The organism is Chelatococcus sp. YT9 (genome assembly GCF_018398315.1).
Taxonomy (GTDB): Bacteria; Pseudomonadota; Alphaproteobacteria; order Rhizobiales; family Beijerinckiaceae; genus Chelatococcus.
On the sequence record NZ_JAHBRW010000001.1, the window covers coordinates 2,631,809 to 2,649,954 of the forward strand.

13 protein-coding genes are annotated in these 18,146 nt (G+C 63.3%); 5 read left to right on the forward strand and 8 right to left on the reverse strand.

Annotated features, from left to right (window positions below):
* The first annotated feature begins 187 nt into the window (after positions 1–187).
* Together KIO76_RS12020 and KIO76_RS12025 are read left to right on the forward strand one after the other, a co-directional pair.
* Positions 188–2,419 carry a glycosyltransferase gene (locus KIO76_RS12020; RefSeq protein WP_213323496.1) on the forward strand — a complete coding sequence of 744 codons (2,232 nt, stop codon included), beginning with the start codon at positions 188–190 and terminating at the stop codon, positions 2,417–2,419.
* Positions 2,416–6,201, forward strand: coding sequence for a glycosyltransferase family protein (locus KIO76_RS12025; RefSeq protein WP_213323497.1), 3,786 nt, complete (start codon positions 2,416–2,418; stop codon positions 6,199–6,201). Before KIO76_RS12020 ends, KIO76_RS12025 begins: the two co-directional genes overlap by 4 nt.
* A 99-nt stretch (positions 6,202–6,300) precedes the next feature.
* Here the strand turns inward: KIO76_RS12025 and KIO76_RS12030 are convergent, their stop codons facing one another.
* The 3 genes from KIO76_RS12030 to KIO76_RS30950 form a co-directional block, all read right to left on the reverse strand.
* Positions 6,301–7,314, reverse strand: a complete 1,014-nt coding sequence (locus KIO76_RS12030) for an NAD-dependent epimerase (protein WP_213323498.1) — start codon at positions 7,312–7,314, stop codon at positions 6,301–6,303.
* Between the two features lie 17 nt (positions 7,315–7,331).
* Positions 7,332–8,657, reverse strand: a complete 1,326-nt coding sequence (locus KIO76_RS12035) for a nucleotide sugar dehydrogenase (RefSeq protein ID WP_213323499.1) — start codon at positions 8,655–8,657, stop codon at positions 7,332–7,334.
* 106 nt (positions 8,658–8,763) lie between these two features.
* Positions 8,764–9,084, reverse strand: a complete 321-nt coding sequence (locus tag KIO76_RS30950) for a beta-barrel domain-containing protein (protein ID WP_502761884.1) — start codon at positions 9,082–9,084, stop codon at positions 8,764–8,766.
* A 17-nt stretch (positions 9,085–9,101) separates the two neighbouring features.
* Here KIO76_RS30950 and KIO76_RS30955 point away from each other — a divergent pair, with 17 nt between their 5' ends.
* Complete coding sequence (locus KIO76_RS30955; RefSeq protein WP_249729579.1) at positions 9,102–9,758, forward strand: hypothetical protein; 657 nt, start codon at positions 9,102–9,104, stop codon at positions 9,756–9,758.
* Positions 9,759–9,820: 62 nt separating this feature from the next.
* On the opposite strand, the gene KIO76_RS12045 is transcribed toward KIO76_RS30955, so the two are convergent.
* Entirely contained in the window at positions 9,821–11,617 is a 1,797-nt protein-coding gene (locus KIO76_RS12045) for a type I secretion system permease/ATPase (RefSeq protein WP_213323501.1), read from the reverse strand.
* Positions 11,618–12,598: 981 nt separating this feature from the next.
* Between KIO76_RS12045 and KIO76_RS12050 the strand changes: the two genes are divergently transcribed.
* Positions 12,599–13,651, forward strand: coding sequence for a hypothetical protein (locus tag KIO76_RS12050; protein ID WP_213323502.1), 1,053 nt, complete (start codon positions 12,599–12,601; stop codon positions 13,649–13,651).
* Between the two features lie 50 nt (positions 13,652–13,701).
* On the opposite strand, the gene KIO76_RS12055 is transcribed toward KIO76_RS12050, so the two are convergent.
* Entirely contained in the window at positions 13,702–14,151 is a 450-nt protein-coding gene (locus KIO76_RS12055) for an RrF2 family transcriptional regulator (RefSeq protein WP_213323503.1), read from the reverse strand.
* A gap of 548 nt (positions 14,152–14,699) precedes the next feature.
* On the opposite strand from KIO76_RS12055, the gene KIO76_RS12060 reads away from it, so the two are divergent.
* Positions 14,700–15,074, forward strand: coding sequence for a 4a-hydroxytetrahydrobiopterin dehydratase (locus KIO76_RS12060; RefSeq protein ID WP_213323504.1), 375 nt, complete (start codon positions 14,700–14,702; stop codon positions 15,072–15,074).
* 37 nt (positions 15,075–15,111) lie between these two features.
* On the opposite strand, the gene KIO76_RS12065 is transcribed toward KIO76_RS12060, so the two are convergent.
* The 3 genes from KIO76_RS12065 to KIO76_RS12075 are packed head-to-tail and all read right to left on the reverse strand — an operon-like array spanning position 15,112 to position 18,106.
* Positions 15,112–15,996 (reverse strand): aminotransferase class IV, encoded by an 885-nt coding sequence (locus tag KIO76_RS12065; RefSeq protein WP_213323505.1) that lies wholly within the window; start codon positions 15,994–15,996, stop codon positions 15,112–15,114.
* 2 nt (positions 15,997–15,998) lie between these two features.
* Positions 15,999–16,589 (reverse strand): anthranilate synthase component II, encoded by a 591-nt coding sequence (locus KIO76_RS12070; RefSeq protein WP_213323506.1) that lies wholly within the window; start codon positions 16,587–16,589, stop codon positions 15,999–16,001.
* Positions 16,586–18,106 carry an anthranilate synthase component I family protein gene (locus KIO76_RS12075; protein WP_291976140.1) on the reverse strand — a complete coding sequence of 507 codons (1,521 nt, stop codon included), beginning with the start codon at positions 18,104–18,106 and terminating at the stop codon, positions 16,586–16,588. The genes KIO76_RS12070 and KIO76_RS12075 overlap by 4 nt, the downstream gene beginning before the upstream one ends.
* Positions 18,107–18,146: the final 40 nt, after the last annotated feature.

Here is an 18,146-nt window from a genome sequence, read left to right on the forward strand (position 1 = left end):
AGCGTAATCATGCATATTGCAGAGATTGCGGCAACCAATTTCTCAAGAATATTTCTCCAGAATAGTATTCATTTAAGGTTGTATCTCATTGACTTATGCAATCCGAAATTGCGTCTCTACCCGTTCTGCCGCTCAGCGGAAGGTTTGGGAGCGAAGTGCTCCGGCGAGGGCGGGAGGTGCGCAGGACTTGCTGGCCGCCGGCATCGCTTGCTTCCGCGCAGGCGACCTTACGGACGCTTATCACCTTCTTGACAAGGCGCAGGCGCGACAGTCGGACGATCCCGAGGCGTTGCGCTGGCTGGCTCGCGCTCAGCGCGGGCTCGGGCGGCTGGACGAGGCAGCTGCATCCTGGCGGCGGCTGCTCCTATTGCTTCCGACGGACTTCGAGGCGCTTTTGCGATCAGGCGAAGCCGGCCTCCAGGAGCTGTCTCCGGCGAGGCGCGAAGCCCCCGTTCATCCGCAAATACCAGGGAAACAAGCGGCAGGACGCGTGCGAGAGGGAAAGCCCCGTAGGCTGCCCCTCGTATCGGCGCCGGCGGATCCTCAAACAAGCTCCATAAGCCTGGCTGATGCAGAAGCTTGCCTCCTGCGAGCTGCCGAACTCCGACCGGGAGACGTCCGTCCGCTGCGTCTGCTTGCACAGCATTATGTCTGGTCGGGGCGCCTGGCCGCAGCGCGCATGCTCTTGCACAAGGCTTTGCGCCGGACCCCGCGGGGGGTTGAATTCTGGCTCGTGGCCCTGGACGTCTTGGGCATGTGTGGTCGGCAAGGACTGAAGACCCGCGTCCTGCGTCGCTTGCAGCACCGCCTGGCCGCATCCCCCGAGTTCGAAGATCGCCTCTTCCTTGCTGACATACTCACGGCGGCCGGTGCGGTGCGGTCGGCGCGCATCCTGCTCGAGCCGCTGGCAGCCGAGGAAGTCGTGCGTGGTGAAGCGCTTCGGCGCCTCGGTCTGCTCGCTTTGTCGCAGGGCAATATCGCGCTCGCGTCGGTCCACGCGCGTCAAGAGGGGGCATGCCTCGCTCTCGGCGAGGTGGTCGCGGCCAGTCTCGCACACCAGCGTCACTCTCTAGCGCCGAGCTCCCCGACAGCGCGGCCGACCAACGACTGGCTCGGCGATTGGCTGGCAGGTGTCGAGCGAATGAGGCGGGCGCGACGGCCGCTGGCTTACGACGCGCGTCCGGAACTGGTTGTGCATGTTCTCAATTCGCTCGCCGCCGGCGGGACAGAACGCCAATGCGCGCTGCTTGCACAGGCGCAGGTGCGGCGCGGATACGACGTTTGGGTGATCTGCACGGACGCGCGGCGCGGCGGTCGGGGCGCCTTTTTCCGTTCGGAACTGTTGGAGACAGGTGTCCGGCTCGCAACGCTTGCCGACTACACAGGTGCGGCGGAGAGCATCGCAGGTGCGTTCCCCTTACTGGCCGCGCCGCCGAAGCCTCTCCAACTCCTCATCAATCTGCGAGAGATTGCCCAGATTGCGGCCGCGATAGCCGCGCTGCGGCCAGCGATCATCCAGGCCTGGACCCCGCAGGCTGCCGGGCATGCGGCAATTGCTGGAATCCTCTCGGGCACGCCGACAGTCGTGCTGCGGGGTGGCAGCGTCGCTCCGGGCAGTCGCGGAGCAGAGGACGAAGCGGAATACGCCCGCAATGCGCGGCTGCACCGCTTGTTGCGGGCTGTCCTGAGGGATCGCAGCGTGAAGCTCGTCAACAATAGCGAGCGGAATCTCCACGGCTGGCTCGACTGGCTGGGCCTCGACGCTGCCGTTCTGGGCGAACGGGCCGCTATCATCCCGAACACGATCGACGCCGAATGGCTGCGCGGCGGGCGCCGAAGGCGCGGCGGTGTTCTGCGGGGGCGTTACGGCATCGTGCCGGACGCGGCTGTGGTCGGCGGCGTCATGCGGCTGGAGCGGGAGAAGGATCCGCTGCTATGGCTCGAAGTTCTAACACGCCTGTGTGACCGGGATCCCACCGTCCACGGGCTCCTGATCGGGGATGGCCGATTACGGCCCGTCATCGAGGCGGAGGTGGAGAGACGGGGGCTCGGCGGGCGGATCACGCTGGCGGGCCTGGTGGCCGATGATCTCGTCGATCACTATGATCTTTTAGATGTCCTCCTGTTGACCTCGCACTTCGAGGGACTGCCGAATGTCCTCATCGAGGCGCAGGCGCGTGGTGTGCCGGTGGTGGCGCCGGACGTGGGCGGCGTCGCGGCTGCGATGCTCCCGGGGCAAACGGGATTGCTCGGTGCCAGCCGTAATCCGGGAGAGCTCGCCGCAGCCGTGAATGCGTTGCATGGGGACGACGGGCGACGGCGGGCCATGGGTAAAGCGGGGCGGGGTTTCGCTTCCCGCTTTTTACCCGAGATCATCGCGGCGCAATGGGAGGCGGTCTACGGCCGGTCACCGGAATGACGGGGGTGATCGACATCCTGAATGACGATGATCTCGCGGCCCCGCGTCGCGCCATTCGTCATGATCCGGAGCCTTCACTGCATCTGCGATGGGCGCTCGATGGCGCCTGTGTGACCGGTGCGGTTTCCGGCGCTTTCGGGACGAGCGCGCTGCTCGCGGTCTATGACGGCAAGACGCTGCTTGGCCGCTTACGTGTCGCAGTGCGGCACGAGGAGGCCACACGGTGGCGGCTCCTCCTCCCGATGCCCCTGATCGACGGGAAGGATCACGCCATCCACATAAGGTTGCCTAACGGGCGGCCTGTTCCCGGCAGTGACGGCGCCGTCTTTTCGACTTTCAGGCAAACCGTGCGCAGCACCATCGACACCTGCGAGGACGGGGTCATTACGGGTTGGGCCTATGACGTGGCTCGGCCAGATGAAACGGTCGAGATTGGACTCTACGACGGCGATATCCTCATCGCGACGGCTCAGGCCGCTCTCGCTCGACCGGATGTCAATGCTCATTTCGGCATCGCGGGCCACCATGGTTTCGCCATCGTACTTCCCCGACGCCTGTTCGATGGACGAGAGCACGCGCTGCGACTCACGGCGGACGGGGTGGAGGTGCTGAGCGCCGGAAACGCGGTGCTGCCGAAGCGGTTGTCCGCTCCTCGCGGCACCGTGTCGGCCCAGCCCGCGCCGTCCTTTATCGGCAAGGTGGAGATGGCGAACTGCCACGAGATCCGCGGATGGGCCGCCAATCCGGGTGAGCCCGGTCGTCCTGTCGATATCGGCATTCTCGTCGACGGCCTCGTGGTGACAGTCGTGAGGGCGGACTCGTATCGCTCCGACCTCGCGGCCGCTACCGGCTCCGGTTTCCACGGTTTTTCAGTCTCCTTGCCGGCGCGTCTGATGAACGGCGGCATGCGGGAGGTCGCGGTTCGCTGCATCGCTGATGGTACGCTGTTGCCAGGTGCCAACGGCACGACAGGGATGCTCGTGGATTTCCCCCTGGTCGATCTTCTCGGTCGGAGCGAATCGCTCTCCGATCGGTGGCCTGATCTGCCATTGCGCCACCGTTCTGCACGGCGGCCTCCTACGATCCGGCCCTGGCGGAGACGCAGACGGCCGCGCGTCAGCATGATCGTGCTGAATCACAACGGTGCCCCCTTGCTGGACGATTTGCTAAGGTCGATCGTGACCACCGGGCAAGGCGAGGGGCTGGAGGTGATCGTGGTGGATCATGCGTCCAGCGATGATAGCCGCGCTGTGGCGATGGGCTTTGCCGATGCGCTCACCCTGACGGTCTTCGCTCGCGACGCCAACCACTCTTTTTCGGCCTCCAACAATCTGGCCGCGGACCGGGCGCGCGGGGATTTCCTGTTCTTCGTCAACAACGATATCGCTTTTCTCGAACCTTGCGTCCGCAGGCTAGCGGCGTGGCTGGAGGCGGACGCGACCATCGGGGCGGTCGGCCTGCGGCTTTGGGAGCCACGCCCGGCAGGGGACAGATGGAGCCATCAGGTTCACCACGACGGCATCTCATTCGGCGTGGCCAGGGCCGACGGTGAGGGCATGCTCTACCGGCCGCTTGAAGTTTCCGACGCGCCGGAGCCAGTGGCGGGCGGAGCCGACGTTCCGGCGGTGACAGCGGCCGCCATGATGATGCGGCGCGCGGATTTTCTCGCTATCGGCGGCTTCGACGAAGGCTATGTCTACGGTCAGGAGGACGTTGACCTCTGTCTGCGGCTCCGTGGCGAGCTGGGCCGTACGATCGTCTGCGATTCAGGCCTTGCGGCACTGCACCGGCGCGCCGCCACGCGTGACATCGCCAGGCAGGATGCCCCGGGGCGGATGGTCTCCATTTTGGCGGCGCAAGCTGCCAATCGTCGGCTGCTCGCTTCCCGTTTTGCGCCACGTCTGCGCCGAGCCGCACTCGAGGCCCTGATCTCTGGCGGGTTGCCGTGGCGGCGCGAGGCGCTGCGAGTGGTTTTCATCGTGACCGAAGCCGATGGGGCAGCGGCCGCCGGGGACGTCTTCACAGCCCAGGAGTTCGCCGAGGCCCTGCGTGCATGCTTCGGATGGGATATTCTCTTTGCCGGCTATCGTAGGCCGGAGCTGGCCCGTGCCGACATTGTCGTGGTCATGCGGCACGATGTCGATCTTCGGCAACTGAGCGGGGGCAATCCGGGCCTCATCGTCGTTGCCTGGTTGCGTAACCGCATCGATGAGTGGCTGGCGAGTCCGTCCTTCTCTCACTATCACGTTCTGCTCGCCTCTTCACGCAAGGCGTGCAGGACGATTGCTGCTCAGACTGGCCGTGAGGCGCTTTTGCTTCCGATCGCAACCAACCCTGCCCGCTTTCATCCTGATCGTGCGCCGTTGGAGAGGCGCCATGATATAGTTTTCACTGGGAATCATTGGGGTTCGCCGCGCACGGCACTCGATCAGATCGACCTTGACCGCTTCGGCTCGAAGCTCGCGATTTATGGCCATGGCTGGAAGGGGCATCCGCGTTGGGGCGTCTACTGGCAGGGCGCCCTTGCCTATGATGAGGTGGCACGGGCCTATGCCGGGGCTCGCCTCGTTATAGATGACAGTCATCCTGTCACCCGGGATTGGGCCTCGCTGAATTCCCGCGTATTCGACGCCCTGGCCGCGGGGGCTTTGGTCATCACCAACTGCGTCGACGGCGCGGCTGAGATCTTCGACGGCCTGCTGCCAAGCTTTACGACGCGACGAGAGCTCAATGACCTTCTCGCGCGCTACCTCTCAACAGAAGACGAACGCCGAGCTCTGGTGGCGCGGCTGCGCGCCCGTGTGATGCGCGACCATCGTTACGAGCATCGTGCTCCCGTTTTGCGCGCGGCTTTAGCAGCGGTGGCGCAAAGCTATCGCATCGCCATCAAGATCGCGGTGCCAGATCCGGCTCAGCGCGAGCGCTGGGGCGACTGGCATTTCGCGAGAGGCCTTGGCAAAGCCCTGGAGCGTTGTGGTTGCCTCGTTCGCATCGATTGCCTTCCCGACTGGTCCACCGGTGTGGGAGCGGGCGACGATGTCAATATTGTGCTGCGCGGGTTGTCCCGCTTCCAACCGGAGTCCGGCGTTCTCAATCTGATGTGGCTCATCAGCCATCCTGATCGAGCGGATGATGATGAACTCGCCGCCTATGACCATGTGTTCGTCGCCTCTGCATCCTATGCTGAGAAGCTGGCCAGCCGGCATGGCAGCCGGGTGTCCACCTTGCTGCAATGCACGGACCCCGAAGTTTTCCGCCCGGCTCTCGCGCCGGTCACGGATCTGCCCGAGACGCTTTTCGTCGGCAATTCGCGTGGGGTGGAGCGGCCAATGCTGCGCCATGCGCTCGCCGCCGGCATCGATTGCGCCATTATCGGCGACGGATGGGAAGGCCTATTGCCGGCGGAGCGGGTGCTGACGCCTCATGTTCCGAATTGTGAGCTCTTCCGCTACTATGGAGCTGGCAGCATTCTTATCGCTGACCATTGGCCGGATATGGCGCGGGAGGGCTTCATCGCCAACCGGCTCTTCGATGCTGCGGCCTGCGGCGCAACGGTCGTCAGCGATGCGGTTGCTGGTCTGGAGACGGTCTTCGGCGATGCCGTCCCGGTTTGCTCCGGGCCGGATGAGCTGGCGGCGACGATCGCGGCTCTTCGCGCGGACCCGCCGGCGCGTCAGGCAAGAGCCATGCAGCTCCGCGAGACAATACGGAACGAACATAGTTTCGATAGTCGTGCTCGGCGGATCATGGAAGCCATCCAGGAGCGGCTGGCTCCCCTGTAGCAAGCCCCGTCTGGATACATGCGTTCAGAGGGCAATCTGCGGGAGGCCCGGCCATGCATGACGATGGGCCCTGCTGACACGGTCGGGGCGCACGAAGCTTCACTGGTTGAAGTAGTCGCGATACCAGGCCACGAAACGCTTGACGCCGAGGGCGACAGGGGTGGCTGGACGGAAGCCTGTCAGACGCTCCAGAAGGCTCGCGTCGGCGAAGGTCGCCGGCACGTCCCCGGGCTGCATCGGCATATAGTTGCGAATGGCCGGACGACCAATGGCCTGCTCGATCGCCTCTATGAAGGCCGTGAGACGCACCGGTTCTCCATTGCCGATATTGACGACACGGTAAGGTGCGACTGGGCTGAGCCCAAGGTGTCCAGCCGCCTCGTCCTCGAGAGTTTGCGGATCCGGTGGTATCGTATGCGCAAGGAGCACGATGGCGTGTGCGAGATCGTCGATATAGGTGAAGTCCCGCGCCATATCGCCGTTGTTATAGATGTCGATGGGGGTTCCTTCGATGATCCCCTTCGTGAATTTGAACAATGCCATGTCTGGCCGGCCCCATGGGCCGTAGACCGTGAAGAACCGGAAAACGGTGGTCGGAATGCCCCAAAGATGCGCGTAGGAATGCGTCATCACTTCGGTCGCCTTCTTGCTCGCGGCGTAGAGCGTCAGCGGATGGTCCGTCGGGTCGCTCTCCACAAAAGGCATCTTCGTGTTGCCGCCATAGACAGAGCTTGTCGATGCGAGCAGAAAATGGCGGGGCGGTGCACGGCGCACGCATTCCATCAGGTTGAAGCTGCCAACGAGGTTCGTATCGACATACGCCCGCGGGTTCTCCAGGCTGTAGCGAACTCCTGCCTGGGCTGCGAGATGGATGACGACCTCCGGCCTCGCCGCGCTATAAGCGGCGGCCAGCTTATCCTCATCCTCCAGCATCAACTCATGGGCGGTAAAATTTGGCGATTGCAGCAGCATCGCGTGTCGACGCTGCTTCAACGCCACGTCGTAATACGCCGTCATTCCGTCGATACCGACAACATCATGGCCGGCTTCGGTGAGCATCTTTGCCACGTGAAAGCCTATGAAACCGGCCGTTCCTGTCACGAGAACACGCATGCGACGATCTCCGGACGTCAGGCTTTCACGATATGGGGGGCGGTGATGCCAGCGCGCGCACAGGCGTTGCGCGTGTCGATGACAAGCCGGGCATTGTCCGCAACCAGCTTATAGTCCACGTCGTCATGGTCGGTGGCGATCAGCACGACGTCAAAGGCCGCGATCGCCGGGCCATTCCAGGCGATGCGCGGTCGTCCCTGGTAATCCGGATATTCCCGCATCGGCGGGATAGCAGGGACATGGGGATCGTAATAACCCACATCAGCACCCCGGTGTTCCAGAAGCTCGATGAGCTTGAAAGCCGGACTTTCTCGCACGTCATCCACGTTTTTCTTGTAAGCGAGGCCGAGCAGCAGAACCCTCGCGCCCTTGAGGCCGCGGCCGGTCATCTGGTCGAAAGCCCGCGCCAGTCGCTCCACCACATAATGCGGCATGGCCGTGTTGATCTCGCCGGCAAGTTCGATGAACCGTGTTGAGATCTCGTATTCGCGGGCCTTCCAGGTTAGATAGAAGGGATCGATGGGGATGCAATGGCCGCCAAGCCCAGGGCCAGGATAAAACGGCATGTAACCAAAAGGTTTCGTCTTGGCCGCTTCTATCACTTCCCAGATATCCACTCCCATCCGCTCGTAGACGATCTTGAGTTCATTGACGAGAGCGATGTTCACGGCGCGAAATATGTTTTCCGTGAGCTTCACCGCTTCGGCCGTGCGCGTGGACGATACCGTCACCGTGCCGGCCACAATGGCGCTGTAGAGCGCATCGGCGAGGCGAAGCGCGATCGGCCCGTCACCTCCGATGACCTTGGGAATGGCGCGCGTGGTGAAGGCGGGATTGCCGGGATCCTCGCGCTCCGGCGAATAGGCCAGGAAGAAGTCCTCACCGCTTTTGAGGCCGGAGCGCTCCAGGATCGGTTTCATCACCTCTTCGGTGGTGCCCGGCCAAGTCGTCGATTCCAGCACGATGAGGTGACCGCGGCGGAGATGGGGCGCGATCGTCTCTGTCGTACGAATGACATAGGTGAGATCCGGTTCGCGATGCGCGGCCAACGGGGTCGGCACACACACAATGATGGCGTCTACCGCGCGCAGGCGCGCGAAATCCGTGGTCGCCTCGAGACGACCGGCTGAGATGACCGCACCGAGCTCATCCTCACCGATGTGCTTGATATAGCTGCGGCCGCCTTGCAGGCTCTCGACCTTCGCGCGATCGACGTCGAAGCCGACGACCCGATATCCGGCCGTCGCGGCAGCGAGCGCGAGCGGCAGGCCAACGTAGCCGAGCCCGATGATGCCGATGACCTTGTCCAGCGACCAGTCGTTCTCGATCGTGCCGTCGTTCATCACGCGTTCTACCTCTGCGCTGCGGACACCTTGCAGCGGGCCGTCGCTCCATCTGCGCTTGTATCGGGATGGACGAGCGCCGCCAAGCTCCGCGTTGGCCAAGAACTCATTGCTCTCGCATCGTCATGGCGAGGCGACGTGTCAGCGGCTCCAGGAGGTAGGAGAGAGGTGTCCGCTCACCGGTGATGATCAGCACGTCAGCCGGCAAGCCGGCCCGGAGCTTCCCTGAGATCGACGGCGGTATATTGCGGGGATCGGCGACGACCTCGGCTGCGAAATAGCTGCGGCCGCTTGTCTCCTCGACAAGGCTGTCGTGAGAGAGCTTGCGCAGGATGCCGAAGACCGGCGCACCGACCGTGCGGAACGTGGGAAACTGTATTTCCGCCTTCTGGCCCACCACCACAGCACCCATGTCGCGCGGATCGATCCGCGCCTGATCAGCGCGTGGCGTTGGTCATCCACGGCTTGGCGGACGATTGGCACTGCGCTTCGTTCAGTGACCTCCGCGGGAAGCGTGATCGGGGTTCCATCTCGCTCCGCCACAAGCCGGGCTTCCTCCGCAAGGGCCGCGGCACGCTGGTTCCGGGCCATATCGAGGGAAGCTCTTGCTTGTGTCGGATCGAGGCCGAGCAGGAGCTGTCCCTGCGCGACCTTGTCGCCGTCGCGGACGTGAATGGAGGTGACGAGGCCGCCCTCGAGATGCTGCACCGTCTTGCGACGCGATTCGACCGCGATGATTCCCGGTGCGATTGCTGCTCCGTCGAGATGCGCAAGCGCAGCCCAGGCTCCGCCACCGCCTACAGCAATGGCGAGGATCGCGAAGCCAACTCTCGCCGAACGGCGCCAATCAAGGCGGGCCTGCGGGGGGGCCTTGGAAGGGCGCGGGTAAGTGGACCGAATTTTTGCCGGATTGCTGCGGGGCGGCGGGCCCCCAGGCCCTTGGGGTTTGGTCCCGATGCGGCTTCGCTGTGGTTCAATATAACGGGCAAGTTCCGCGACGTCTGTGAAACCCTGAAGTCGGGCGAGGTCGTGCAGAAGCTGCAAGTCGTCACGGAGCATGCTTTGATCGATCCGCGCAACCGGTCGGCTCGCCGCAGGTGAGCGGCTGGGTCCAGGGGGCATGACCGGGCGGAGGTGAGGGGCGGTGGGGGCGTTCGCTGTCTTCATGAGCTGGCTACCACGCGCATGCGTTCTCCGCGCGGCGCTCCCTGGCGGCTGATGCGCCGCAGCACGTCGTCCCGCGCGCCAAATTGGATCAGCTTCCCCTGGCCAAGTAACGCGATCGTCGTTGCCAACGCCAGGAGTTGTGCCTTGTGGGTTATGAGCACCACTGTCGTGCCCTGTGCCTTGACCTCAGCCACGGTCCGCGCCAAGGCGGCTTCCCCGGCGCTGTCGAGATGGGCGTTGGGCTCGTCCAGCACGACGAGCGCCGGCCGTCCATAGAGCGCGCGGGCAAGGGCGATCAACTGGCGCTGCCCGCTGGAAAGGCCGCTGCCATTGTCACCAACTGCCGTCGCGTAGCCCTCCGGCAGCGACTGGATCATGTCATGCGCGCCGGCAAGCTTGGCCGCGGCAAACACATCGTCATCGTCATGGCGGGGCCTGAACCGTCTGATGTTCTCGGCCACCGTGCCCTTCATCAATGCGCCGTCCTGCGGCAGATAGCCGATATGGGCCCCGAGGGCGTCGCTCCGCCAGTGGCCGTAATCCGCGCCATCGAGCCGGACCTGGCCGAGAGTTGGCTGCCATAAATTCACAAGCACGCGCGCCAGCGCGGATTTCCCTGAACCGCTCGGGCCAACGATCGCGAGCACCGTGCCGGCATCGACCGCGAACGAGACGTTGCGGAGTATGACGCGACGCGTGCCAGGCACGGACAGGGTGAGGCCTTCCAGCTGCAGCCGCCCGCAGGGCCGCGGCAGCACGATCACAGGAGAGGCGCCAGGCGCTGTTGCGAAGAAGGCCTCGAGCCGCGCGCGGGCCAGGCTCGCGGCTTGATAGCCCCGCCATTGTTGAATGGCCTTGCGCGCGGGATCCGTGGCATGGCGGCCGATCAGCATCGCAGCATAGATGACGGCCGGCGAAATCTTGCCCTGCAAGGCGAGGCCGGCCGCAGCCGCGGGCACAGCGACGAATGCCGCTGCCTGCGTGAACTGCGACAAGAGCAACAAGGGCGCGGCGCGTTCGCTAGCGCGAATGCGATGAATGAGAGCTGCCTCATGCTCGGTCAGCCAGGAGCGCGCGGCGGTGGTGCCCATGCCCATCGCCTGGACGACATCACGCGCGTCGAGGCACCGGCGTTCGATCGCGGTGGCGGCGGCCTCCGCCTCCCCAGCCAGACGCAGGTGCGGAGCCACCGCTTTCTGGGTGGCGATCGCGACGAGGAGCATGATCGCCAGTGTGGCCAAGGCAATACCGCCCAGCAGGGGATGCAGGATGAACAAGGCCAGCAGGAACAAGGGCGACCAAAACAAGGCGAAAAGGGTTGTCAGCCCTCCCTTCACCCAGAACGCGCGCAGTGTCTCGAGGTCGCGCAAAGCGCCGGAATGGGGATTGTCGGCGGCAGTGCTCGGATGCTGGAGGCCGGCAAAGAGATCCTCCGCGACGGAGCGATTGAAAGCGAGCCCGAGCCGCTCCAGCAAGCTCTCCCGCGCCCGCCCGATGGCCGCCTCGACGAGCAGCAGGAACAGCGCGATTGCAGTAAGCGCCATGAGCGTATTCATGTTACGGCTCGGTAGAACCCGTTCGTAAAGGTTCATCATGTAGAGCGGAACGGTCAAGGCGATGACGCTGATCGCGCTCGTGAGAAGGCCGACGGAGACGATGCCTGGTCGAAGCTCTGCAAGGACTGTGGCCAAACGTCCGGAGCCATCCCCAACAGGGAGTTTCGCAGCCGTCGCGCGCGTCCTCCCGGTGATCGTGCCGCGTACCGTCACAGCACCCTCGGCGACGGGCTTCATGCCCGCTCGTGCGACATTGATGGGATCATGCGATCTGCGCGCGTCGAACAGCAATGAGTATCTCGCAATAACTTCATACGGCCGCTGAAGGTGCCGTACATGAATACATCACGCGAACCAGGGTCGAAGTAATTGTCAGGTAAAATACCGCCCGGTTCATCCCGGATATCGGTAGTGCGGGAAATATTGCCTTTGAGCAAAACTGGAGAATGATCTATATGGAATGAATAACGCTGTGATTAAACAATGGATGTGTCGGACAGGAAATTCGTGTGCCCAAACCCGGATCGATAGGCATCCGGAAGATGATGAGATATGAAGATATAGCCCTTATCAGAACAACGGCGAGCCGACATTCCTGCCAAGCCCGAACCGCTCGCAAGCAACTGCAAATATGAAGCTCATGTATAGAAGCTCATTTCTTGGCGCGAGTCGAGCGTTTTTTAGCAATGCTTCTCGACGCGCGGCCGCGATGACGATGGTTGCTGCCCCCGAGGGTGAGCAAAAAAGAGAGCCAAAGGGCAGTTGACAAAAGACCGGGATATGTTCTTAATTTCGTGAAATTTGATTGATGCTGGATAGTTATTTTATTGGCCGGTGCCGGCGGAGGCACGATCACGCGGTCCTGAAAGGTATCCATACGCCTGAGAATAAGCTATTTTTTTGCTGGTTGCACGCGAAGCGCGTTGAGGCTATGCCGCGTTGAAGTTGGGCAGCCAAGCTGCTTCTAAGAAAATCTCGACATTACTGCTCTAACCGCCGTGCGTGGTTGCGATTACGCAAGCGTTCCGGGCTCGCATCAAGAGTCCGAGCGGTTAGACGATTGGCTGAGTGGAAATATTTTTCGCGCGATTGGATTCTTTTCTGCGGGTTTGCATTGCCTGCCAGCTTCAACGACATATTTAGCACCTGCACCTATAGATGACGCACAGTTATGCGGAATTTTATATTTACTGTCATTATCTCCGTTAGGGGGGCGGAATGACGATCGACTTGAAAGAGACGGTTGCAGGCGTTGATGCCGAGCCAGCGCGGGTCTTCTCCCGCATGATCAAGCTGTCGCGCGGCTTGTTCGCCTTGCGTTACCTCGCTGCGGATGATGATCGAAAGCCTCCTGCCATTGGCGTCCAGACGGGGCCTGGCAGCAGAGGCACGCTGACGATTATTGGCGGTCCGGATTCAGAAGAGGGCTTTCTGTTGAAGCCTGGAGACGCGGCGGTGCTGGTGTCGCGGGGAGCCTCGCTCATCGTGGTCACAACCTATGTGCGCCAGCATGCGCTATCCGATGGCGTGAAGCTGAAGCTTGATCAGATCGATCGCCTCAATGCGCGCGACAGTGAGTTGCTGCGGGCGGCGAGCCCTCACCGGGCCAAAGCCGTTCATCAGGAGCGGCGCATGCCTGTTTCCCTCTCCGGTCATATAGAGGGGATCGGCACCTTGTCCCTCAAGGCAGGACAGCGCTTGGGCGAGCTCGGCTCCGGCAAGGCGATCGAAGAATTCGCGATCCATTGGCCGCGCCGGCCCGTAGGGGTCGATATCGCCTATGGCTGTGCCGCTGTCGGTGGGGGCTTGGCCGCCGAGACGCTGACCGGTGATTTTGTCGGCGCGCGCGGGGCCGGCGGGGCAATCGGAAGCCTTTTCGTCCGTCTCGTCGGCGAGCGGGCAGGGGAGTTTACGCTCGATGCAGAGGCCGTGTTCGCTGACGGACGTCGCGTCGTCTCAACGTCGCAGGGGGTGGAGGCTGAGGAAGGGCCTGCGCCTCTCGTCGCGTTGTCTGTCGCAGTCCTTGGGCCGCTGCAGCTAGACGCGCGTGGGACCCTGGAGGCGAGGGACGAGGCGGGCTTGGGTCAAGGAATGGATCTGCCCCAGGAGACGAGCTTGAGCATCGGGGCGTCGGACATGACCGCGAATTCCATCATGGGGACCTCGCAGACTGGCGATCAGCGCGGACGTCGGAACGTGGGCATCAGGCCGGGACGCATTCGTCTCTTCCGTGGGATGCAACGCTTGGCGGTCCCTGAAGCCGCTGAATGAAACCCGCTCGCGCTTCATGGCGCGCGCGGGGGCCAGAGGCGAGTTATCCATCATATATGGTAGACGAAGGCGTCCATCTCGTCTTGGGAGAGCCCTTGCATCTGGTCTAGGGTGTAGTTGTCGAGCACTCCGGAAATCGCCTCACGCACGTCGAGCATGATGAGCCTGACGGCGCAACGCTTTTCATCGGGGCAATCATCGCAAGGACGGTAGGCCGTGCGGCTGGCGCATTGGATGGGTGCCAGCGGCCCATCGAGCACGCGAATGACGTCACCTATGTAGATTTCTTCTGCTGGCTTGGCGAGCATGTAGCCGCCGCCCTTGCCCTTTTTGCTGTGCAGATAGCCAGCATTCCGCAATTCGCCCAGAATTGCGTCGAGAAACTTCTTCGGGATGTTGTTGGCTTCGGCGACATCTGCAACGAGTGCGGATTGCCCGCGCTGCAGTTTGGCTAGGTGAACTATCGCCTTCAGCCCGTATTTTCCTTTTTTGGTCAACATTCCCTATCAATCCCGAACAGCAAAAGCGCGATCAGGGCTTGGCCCTGGGACAGCTGCGCCAGCCCGATACGCGCAGATAGTGATGGAATGCTCAAGCTCAATTGCGTACCGATTGGCAAGAAGGTGGCCGCGCAGATGGCAATGCGCCAGCACCCCCGACCATAGCACCGTCGGATCTTCGCCATTGCAGCCGCCCATGTGGTCGCGTTGTGAGGGGAGCAATGTCGTTGCGGAAAATCACGGTTCGCCTAGCCATCGCTTATGGGATCCCGGAGCCATAGCCGGGCAGGCTGCTCGGAACTCATCATTTGAATTGTTCCATATCACAGGCAGGGGCTGGTCGCCTATCGGCGTCACGAGCCGATACGGCCTGATGTTGTCCACCGGCATTCCGCTCGACAGCCACCGCGCTTGAGCAGCTCAGCGCACGCTCGGCTGCCGCCGGAAGATACCTTAATATCTCTCCCGGCACGGGGCGCCGGTGCGAGCTTCGCATCGGAGGCTATCGCTGTGCCGCCTGTGCGAGGATAAAGGACAAGGAGAGGCCCATGAACGGGATCGAGATCAAGCCGCTGCCCCCGCAGGAGATCGCGAAGCGCCTCGAGCGAGACTTGCCGGGCTGGCATCTCGTCGATGGGGAGCTCCGGCGGCATTTCGCCACTCACGGCTGGAAGGGATCGCTGATGGTGGCGAATGTCATTGTTCATCTGGCGGAGGTCGCCTGGCATCACCCGGATCTTGTGGTCTCTTACGGCGGCGTGGAGGTGCGTCTGTCGACCCATTCCCCGAAAGGCATCACGGATCGCGATTTCGCGCTCGCCAGGCAGATCGATGCTGTCGTGCTCTGGCAGCCCGCTCATGAGGGTATTCTAGAGGGAACGCCTGCTGATCCCGGCGTTGCCTATCTCAAGGACAACGCTTGAGGTCTCATTCGTGAGCATCGGCTCTCGCTAACGCCGCCTATATGAACTGGCTGGTCCGGGCAGGCCCTGTGAAGGGATCGGCGCCGCAATCCGCGTCGATGTCGGCCCGCAACGCCTCCATCAATGTGACAACGCGGGCATCCCGCGGAATTTCCACGCCATCCAGGGACGCAATCGGAGAGATCAGTCGAAGGCTGTTGGTGGCAAAGGCCGCGTCCGCAGCCTTCAAGGCGGCCAGGGTGAGCGTCTGCTCGTGTACGGAAAGCCCGATGCTTGCCGCAAGGGAAAGGAGCACCCGCCGGGTGATGCCAGGGAGCACACCGTCTTCCACGGGGGGAGTGACGAGCGCGCTGCCGCAAAGGGCGAAGACGTTCCCGGCGCTGGTCGCCGCCACCGCGCCACGGGTGTTCAGGAGGAGAGCGTCGTCGCAGCCGTGCCGCGCGGCCTCCTCGAGAGCCAGGACATTGTCGAGATAGGCTAGCGACTTCATGCGGGAGAGCGGCGAGAATTCGTTGCGACGAACGGCGGCCAGATGCAATCGCAGCGGCTGAAAGGCCATGACCGGCTGCCAGGGTGCGAGCGTAGCGAAGACGCAGGGCGATGGATTGGGCGGCAACCGCAGGCCACGAGGTCCGGCGCCGCGGGTGACCGTGACACGGATCGCGGCGAGCCCGCCGATGTCGGCACTCGCAGCCGCATAAGCCGCGAGGGCGAGAACGGCCTCCTCCGGCCGCGTGTCGATTGGGATGCCGATCGTATCCGCGCTGCTCTTCAGCCGTGCGAGATGGTCTGCGAGACGCCACGGCTGCCCGCCGACGATCAGCACGGTTTCGAACAGTCCGTCGGCCAGAAGAAGGCCACGGTCGCCGGCTGCAACCATGAGCATTCCGCGTTCGTGGAGCGCGCCATCGTGCCACAGCATCGTCAATGGCTCCGGTTCTCGTGGGTACGCTGCGCCAGACCTAGGAAATTCCGAAGAATGGCGTGGCCGTGGGGCGTCAGGATCGATTCCGGGTGGAACTGGATTCCATAGGTCGGTGCTGTCCTGTGGGCCACCGCCATGATTTCGCCCTCCGGCGAGCGCGCATTCACCAGGAGGGGGCCGGGCTCATCCAGTTCCACGACAAGAGAATGGTAGCGCCCAGCCCGGAACGGTGTCGGCAGGCCCGCGAACAGGCCGCGCCGGTCGTGCAGGATGTCGCAGGCGCGACCATGCATGGGGTGGCGCGCTCGCGTCACTTGTCCGCCTAACGCGGCGCCGATGCATTGATGCCCAAGGCAGATGCCGAGGATCGGCACGTGCCCATTGAGTTCGCGCACAAGCTCGAGAGATATGCCCGCCTCCGCGGGCGTGCAGGGACCGGGCGAGATGACCACCGCCTGCGGAGCAAGCGCCAGCACGCCGCGCACGGAGATGGCATCATTGCGCACCACCCGCGTTTGAGCCCCCAATTCCTGCAGATAACGCGCCACGTTGAAGACAAAGGAATCGTAGTTGTCGATCACGACGATCATGGCGCGGCCTCATCTACATCGTTCGAGGCCGTGGGTTCTGCAAAAGCGGCAAAGATCCGCTCTGCCTTGGCGAGGCTTTCGGCATATTCAGAAGCAGGATCGGACAGCGCGGTAATCCCACCCCCTGCGTGGACCAGGGCCTCGCCCTCGGCCAGCATCACCGTGCGGATGAGGATGTTAAGGTCAGCTTCCCCGTTGAAGCCAAGAAAGCCGATAGATCCGCAATAGGCCTCGCGCGCTTCGCGCTCGATCTCCGCAATGATCTCCATGGCGCGGATTTTCGGCGCACCCGTCACCGATCCGCCGGGGAAAGTGGCTCCCAAAAGCTCAACGATGCCGTGGCCAGCGACGAGCTGGCCCGTCACCACGGATACGAGGTGATGGACGGACGCATAGGTCTCCAGACCGCAGACACTGGGTGTCGCCACGCTGTGGGGCCGGCAGACACGGGAGAGATCGTTGCGCAGGAGATCGACGATCATGATGTTTTCGGCGCGGTCTTTTTCGGAGGCTTCCAGCCGGGAACGCGCCCGCGCATCCTCAGCCGGATCATTGCTGCGCGCGGCCGTGCCCTTGATCGGCCGAGCCTCGACATGTTCTCCGCTCAGCTTCAGAAGCCTTTCCGGCGAGCTGGAGGCCAGGGTGAAGCCGTCGCCGGCGATGTAGGCACCGAAAGGTGCCGGATTGGTCGCGCGAAGGCGACGGTAGAATGGCCATGCGGCGAAGCCGGTCGGGAGAGGTGCCCGAAAGCGTTGTGCAATATTCGCCTGGAAGATATCGCCTTCAAGGATGAGATCAATGACGGCGGCAATCGCCATCTCGTAGTCGGCCTGCGTGAAATTGGAACGCCATGCGTCGCGGGTGACCGCGGCATTGGCGGGGTGCGTGGTGGGAGACGCATTGACGATCAGGGCGTTGACGGCTTCGGCGCGGGCTCTGGCGCGTACCGCGCGGGCAGCGGGGTCGGTTTCCGGCCACCCGGTCGAGATGATCGAGGCCTTTCCCGCCAGATGGTCGAAGGCAACAACCACGTCATAGGCGTGGAGAGCGGCCGCGGGAATGGGCTTGGACCAGGCAGGTGGCACGGCAGCTCTGGGCCGATACTCGAGAACCTGTCCGAGAGTGTAAGCGAAAAATCCCGCAAAGCCGCCCTGGAAGGGCGGTAGATCCCCGCGGTGGGGCGTCGCGAACCGCTTGAGGAGCTGGCCCAGCAGGTTCAACGCCAGAGGGGCAGGAACTTCAGTCGCCTCCCCGCTGTCGGGGGCCGACCAGCTGGCCTGTCCGTTCTCGATGAGGAAACGTCCGAAAGGGTCCGCGGCCACATAGGAGTAGCGTCCGAGCGTTTCATGCCGCATGGCGCTATCCAGAAACGTGAGATGTCGCAGGTGACCAAGGGCGTCCGCCACCGCGACCGCCTCCGTCCCGGGCGCGAGCGGCAGGACATAGGGGAGGGGCGCGTCGTCGCGTGACCGCTCCGGAGTTCCGCTCTTTTGGTCAGAACCACTGCCTTGCTTCACGACACGCTCGCCTGTTTCTGAAGACCGCCTGCCGCATCTC

Bases quoted from the DNA above. Each gene is read 5' to 3' on its own strand.
- KIO76_RS12025 (WP_213323497.1), top strand. From the start codon at position 2,416: ATGACGGGGGTGATCGACATCCTGAATGACGATGATCTCGCGGCCCCG.
- KIO76_RS12030 (WP_213323498.1), bottom strand. From the start codon at position 7,314: ATGCGTGTTCTCGTGACAGGAACGGCCGGTTTCATAGGCTTTCACGTG.
- KIO76_RS12035 (WP_213323499.1), bottom strand. From the start codon at position 8,657: ATGAACGACGGCACGATCGAGAACGACTGGTCGCTGGACAAGGTCATC.
- KIO76_RS12045 (WP_213323501.1), bottom strand. From the start codon at position 11,617: ATGAAGCCCGTCGCCGAGGGTGCTGTGACGGTACGCGGCACGATCACC.
- KIO76_RS12050 (WP_213323502.1), top strand. From the start codon at position 12,599: ATGACGATCGACTTGAAAGAGACGGTTGCAGGCGTTGATGCCGAGCCA.
- KIO76_RS12055 (WP_213323503.1), bottom strand. From the start codon at position 14,151: ATGTTGACCAAAAAAGGAAAATACGGGCTGAAGGCGATAGTTCACCTA.
- KIO76_RS12060 (WP_213323504.1), top strand. From the start codon at position 14,700: ATGAACGGGATCGAGATCAAGCCGCTGCCCCCGCAGGAGATCGCGAAG.
- KIO76_RS12065 (WP_213323505.1), bottom strand. From the start codon at position 15,996: ATGCTGTGGCACGATGGCGCGCTCCACGAACGCGGAATGCTCATGGTT.
- KIO76_RS12070 (WP_213323506.1), bottom strand. From the start codon at position 16,589: ATGATCGTCGTGATCGACAACTACGATTCCTTTGTCTTCAACGTGGCG.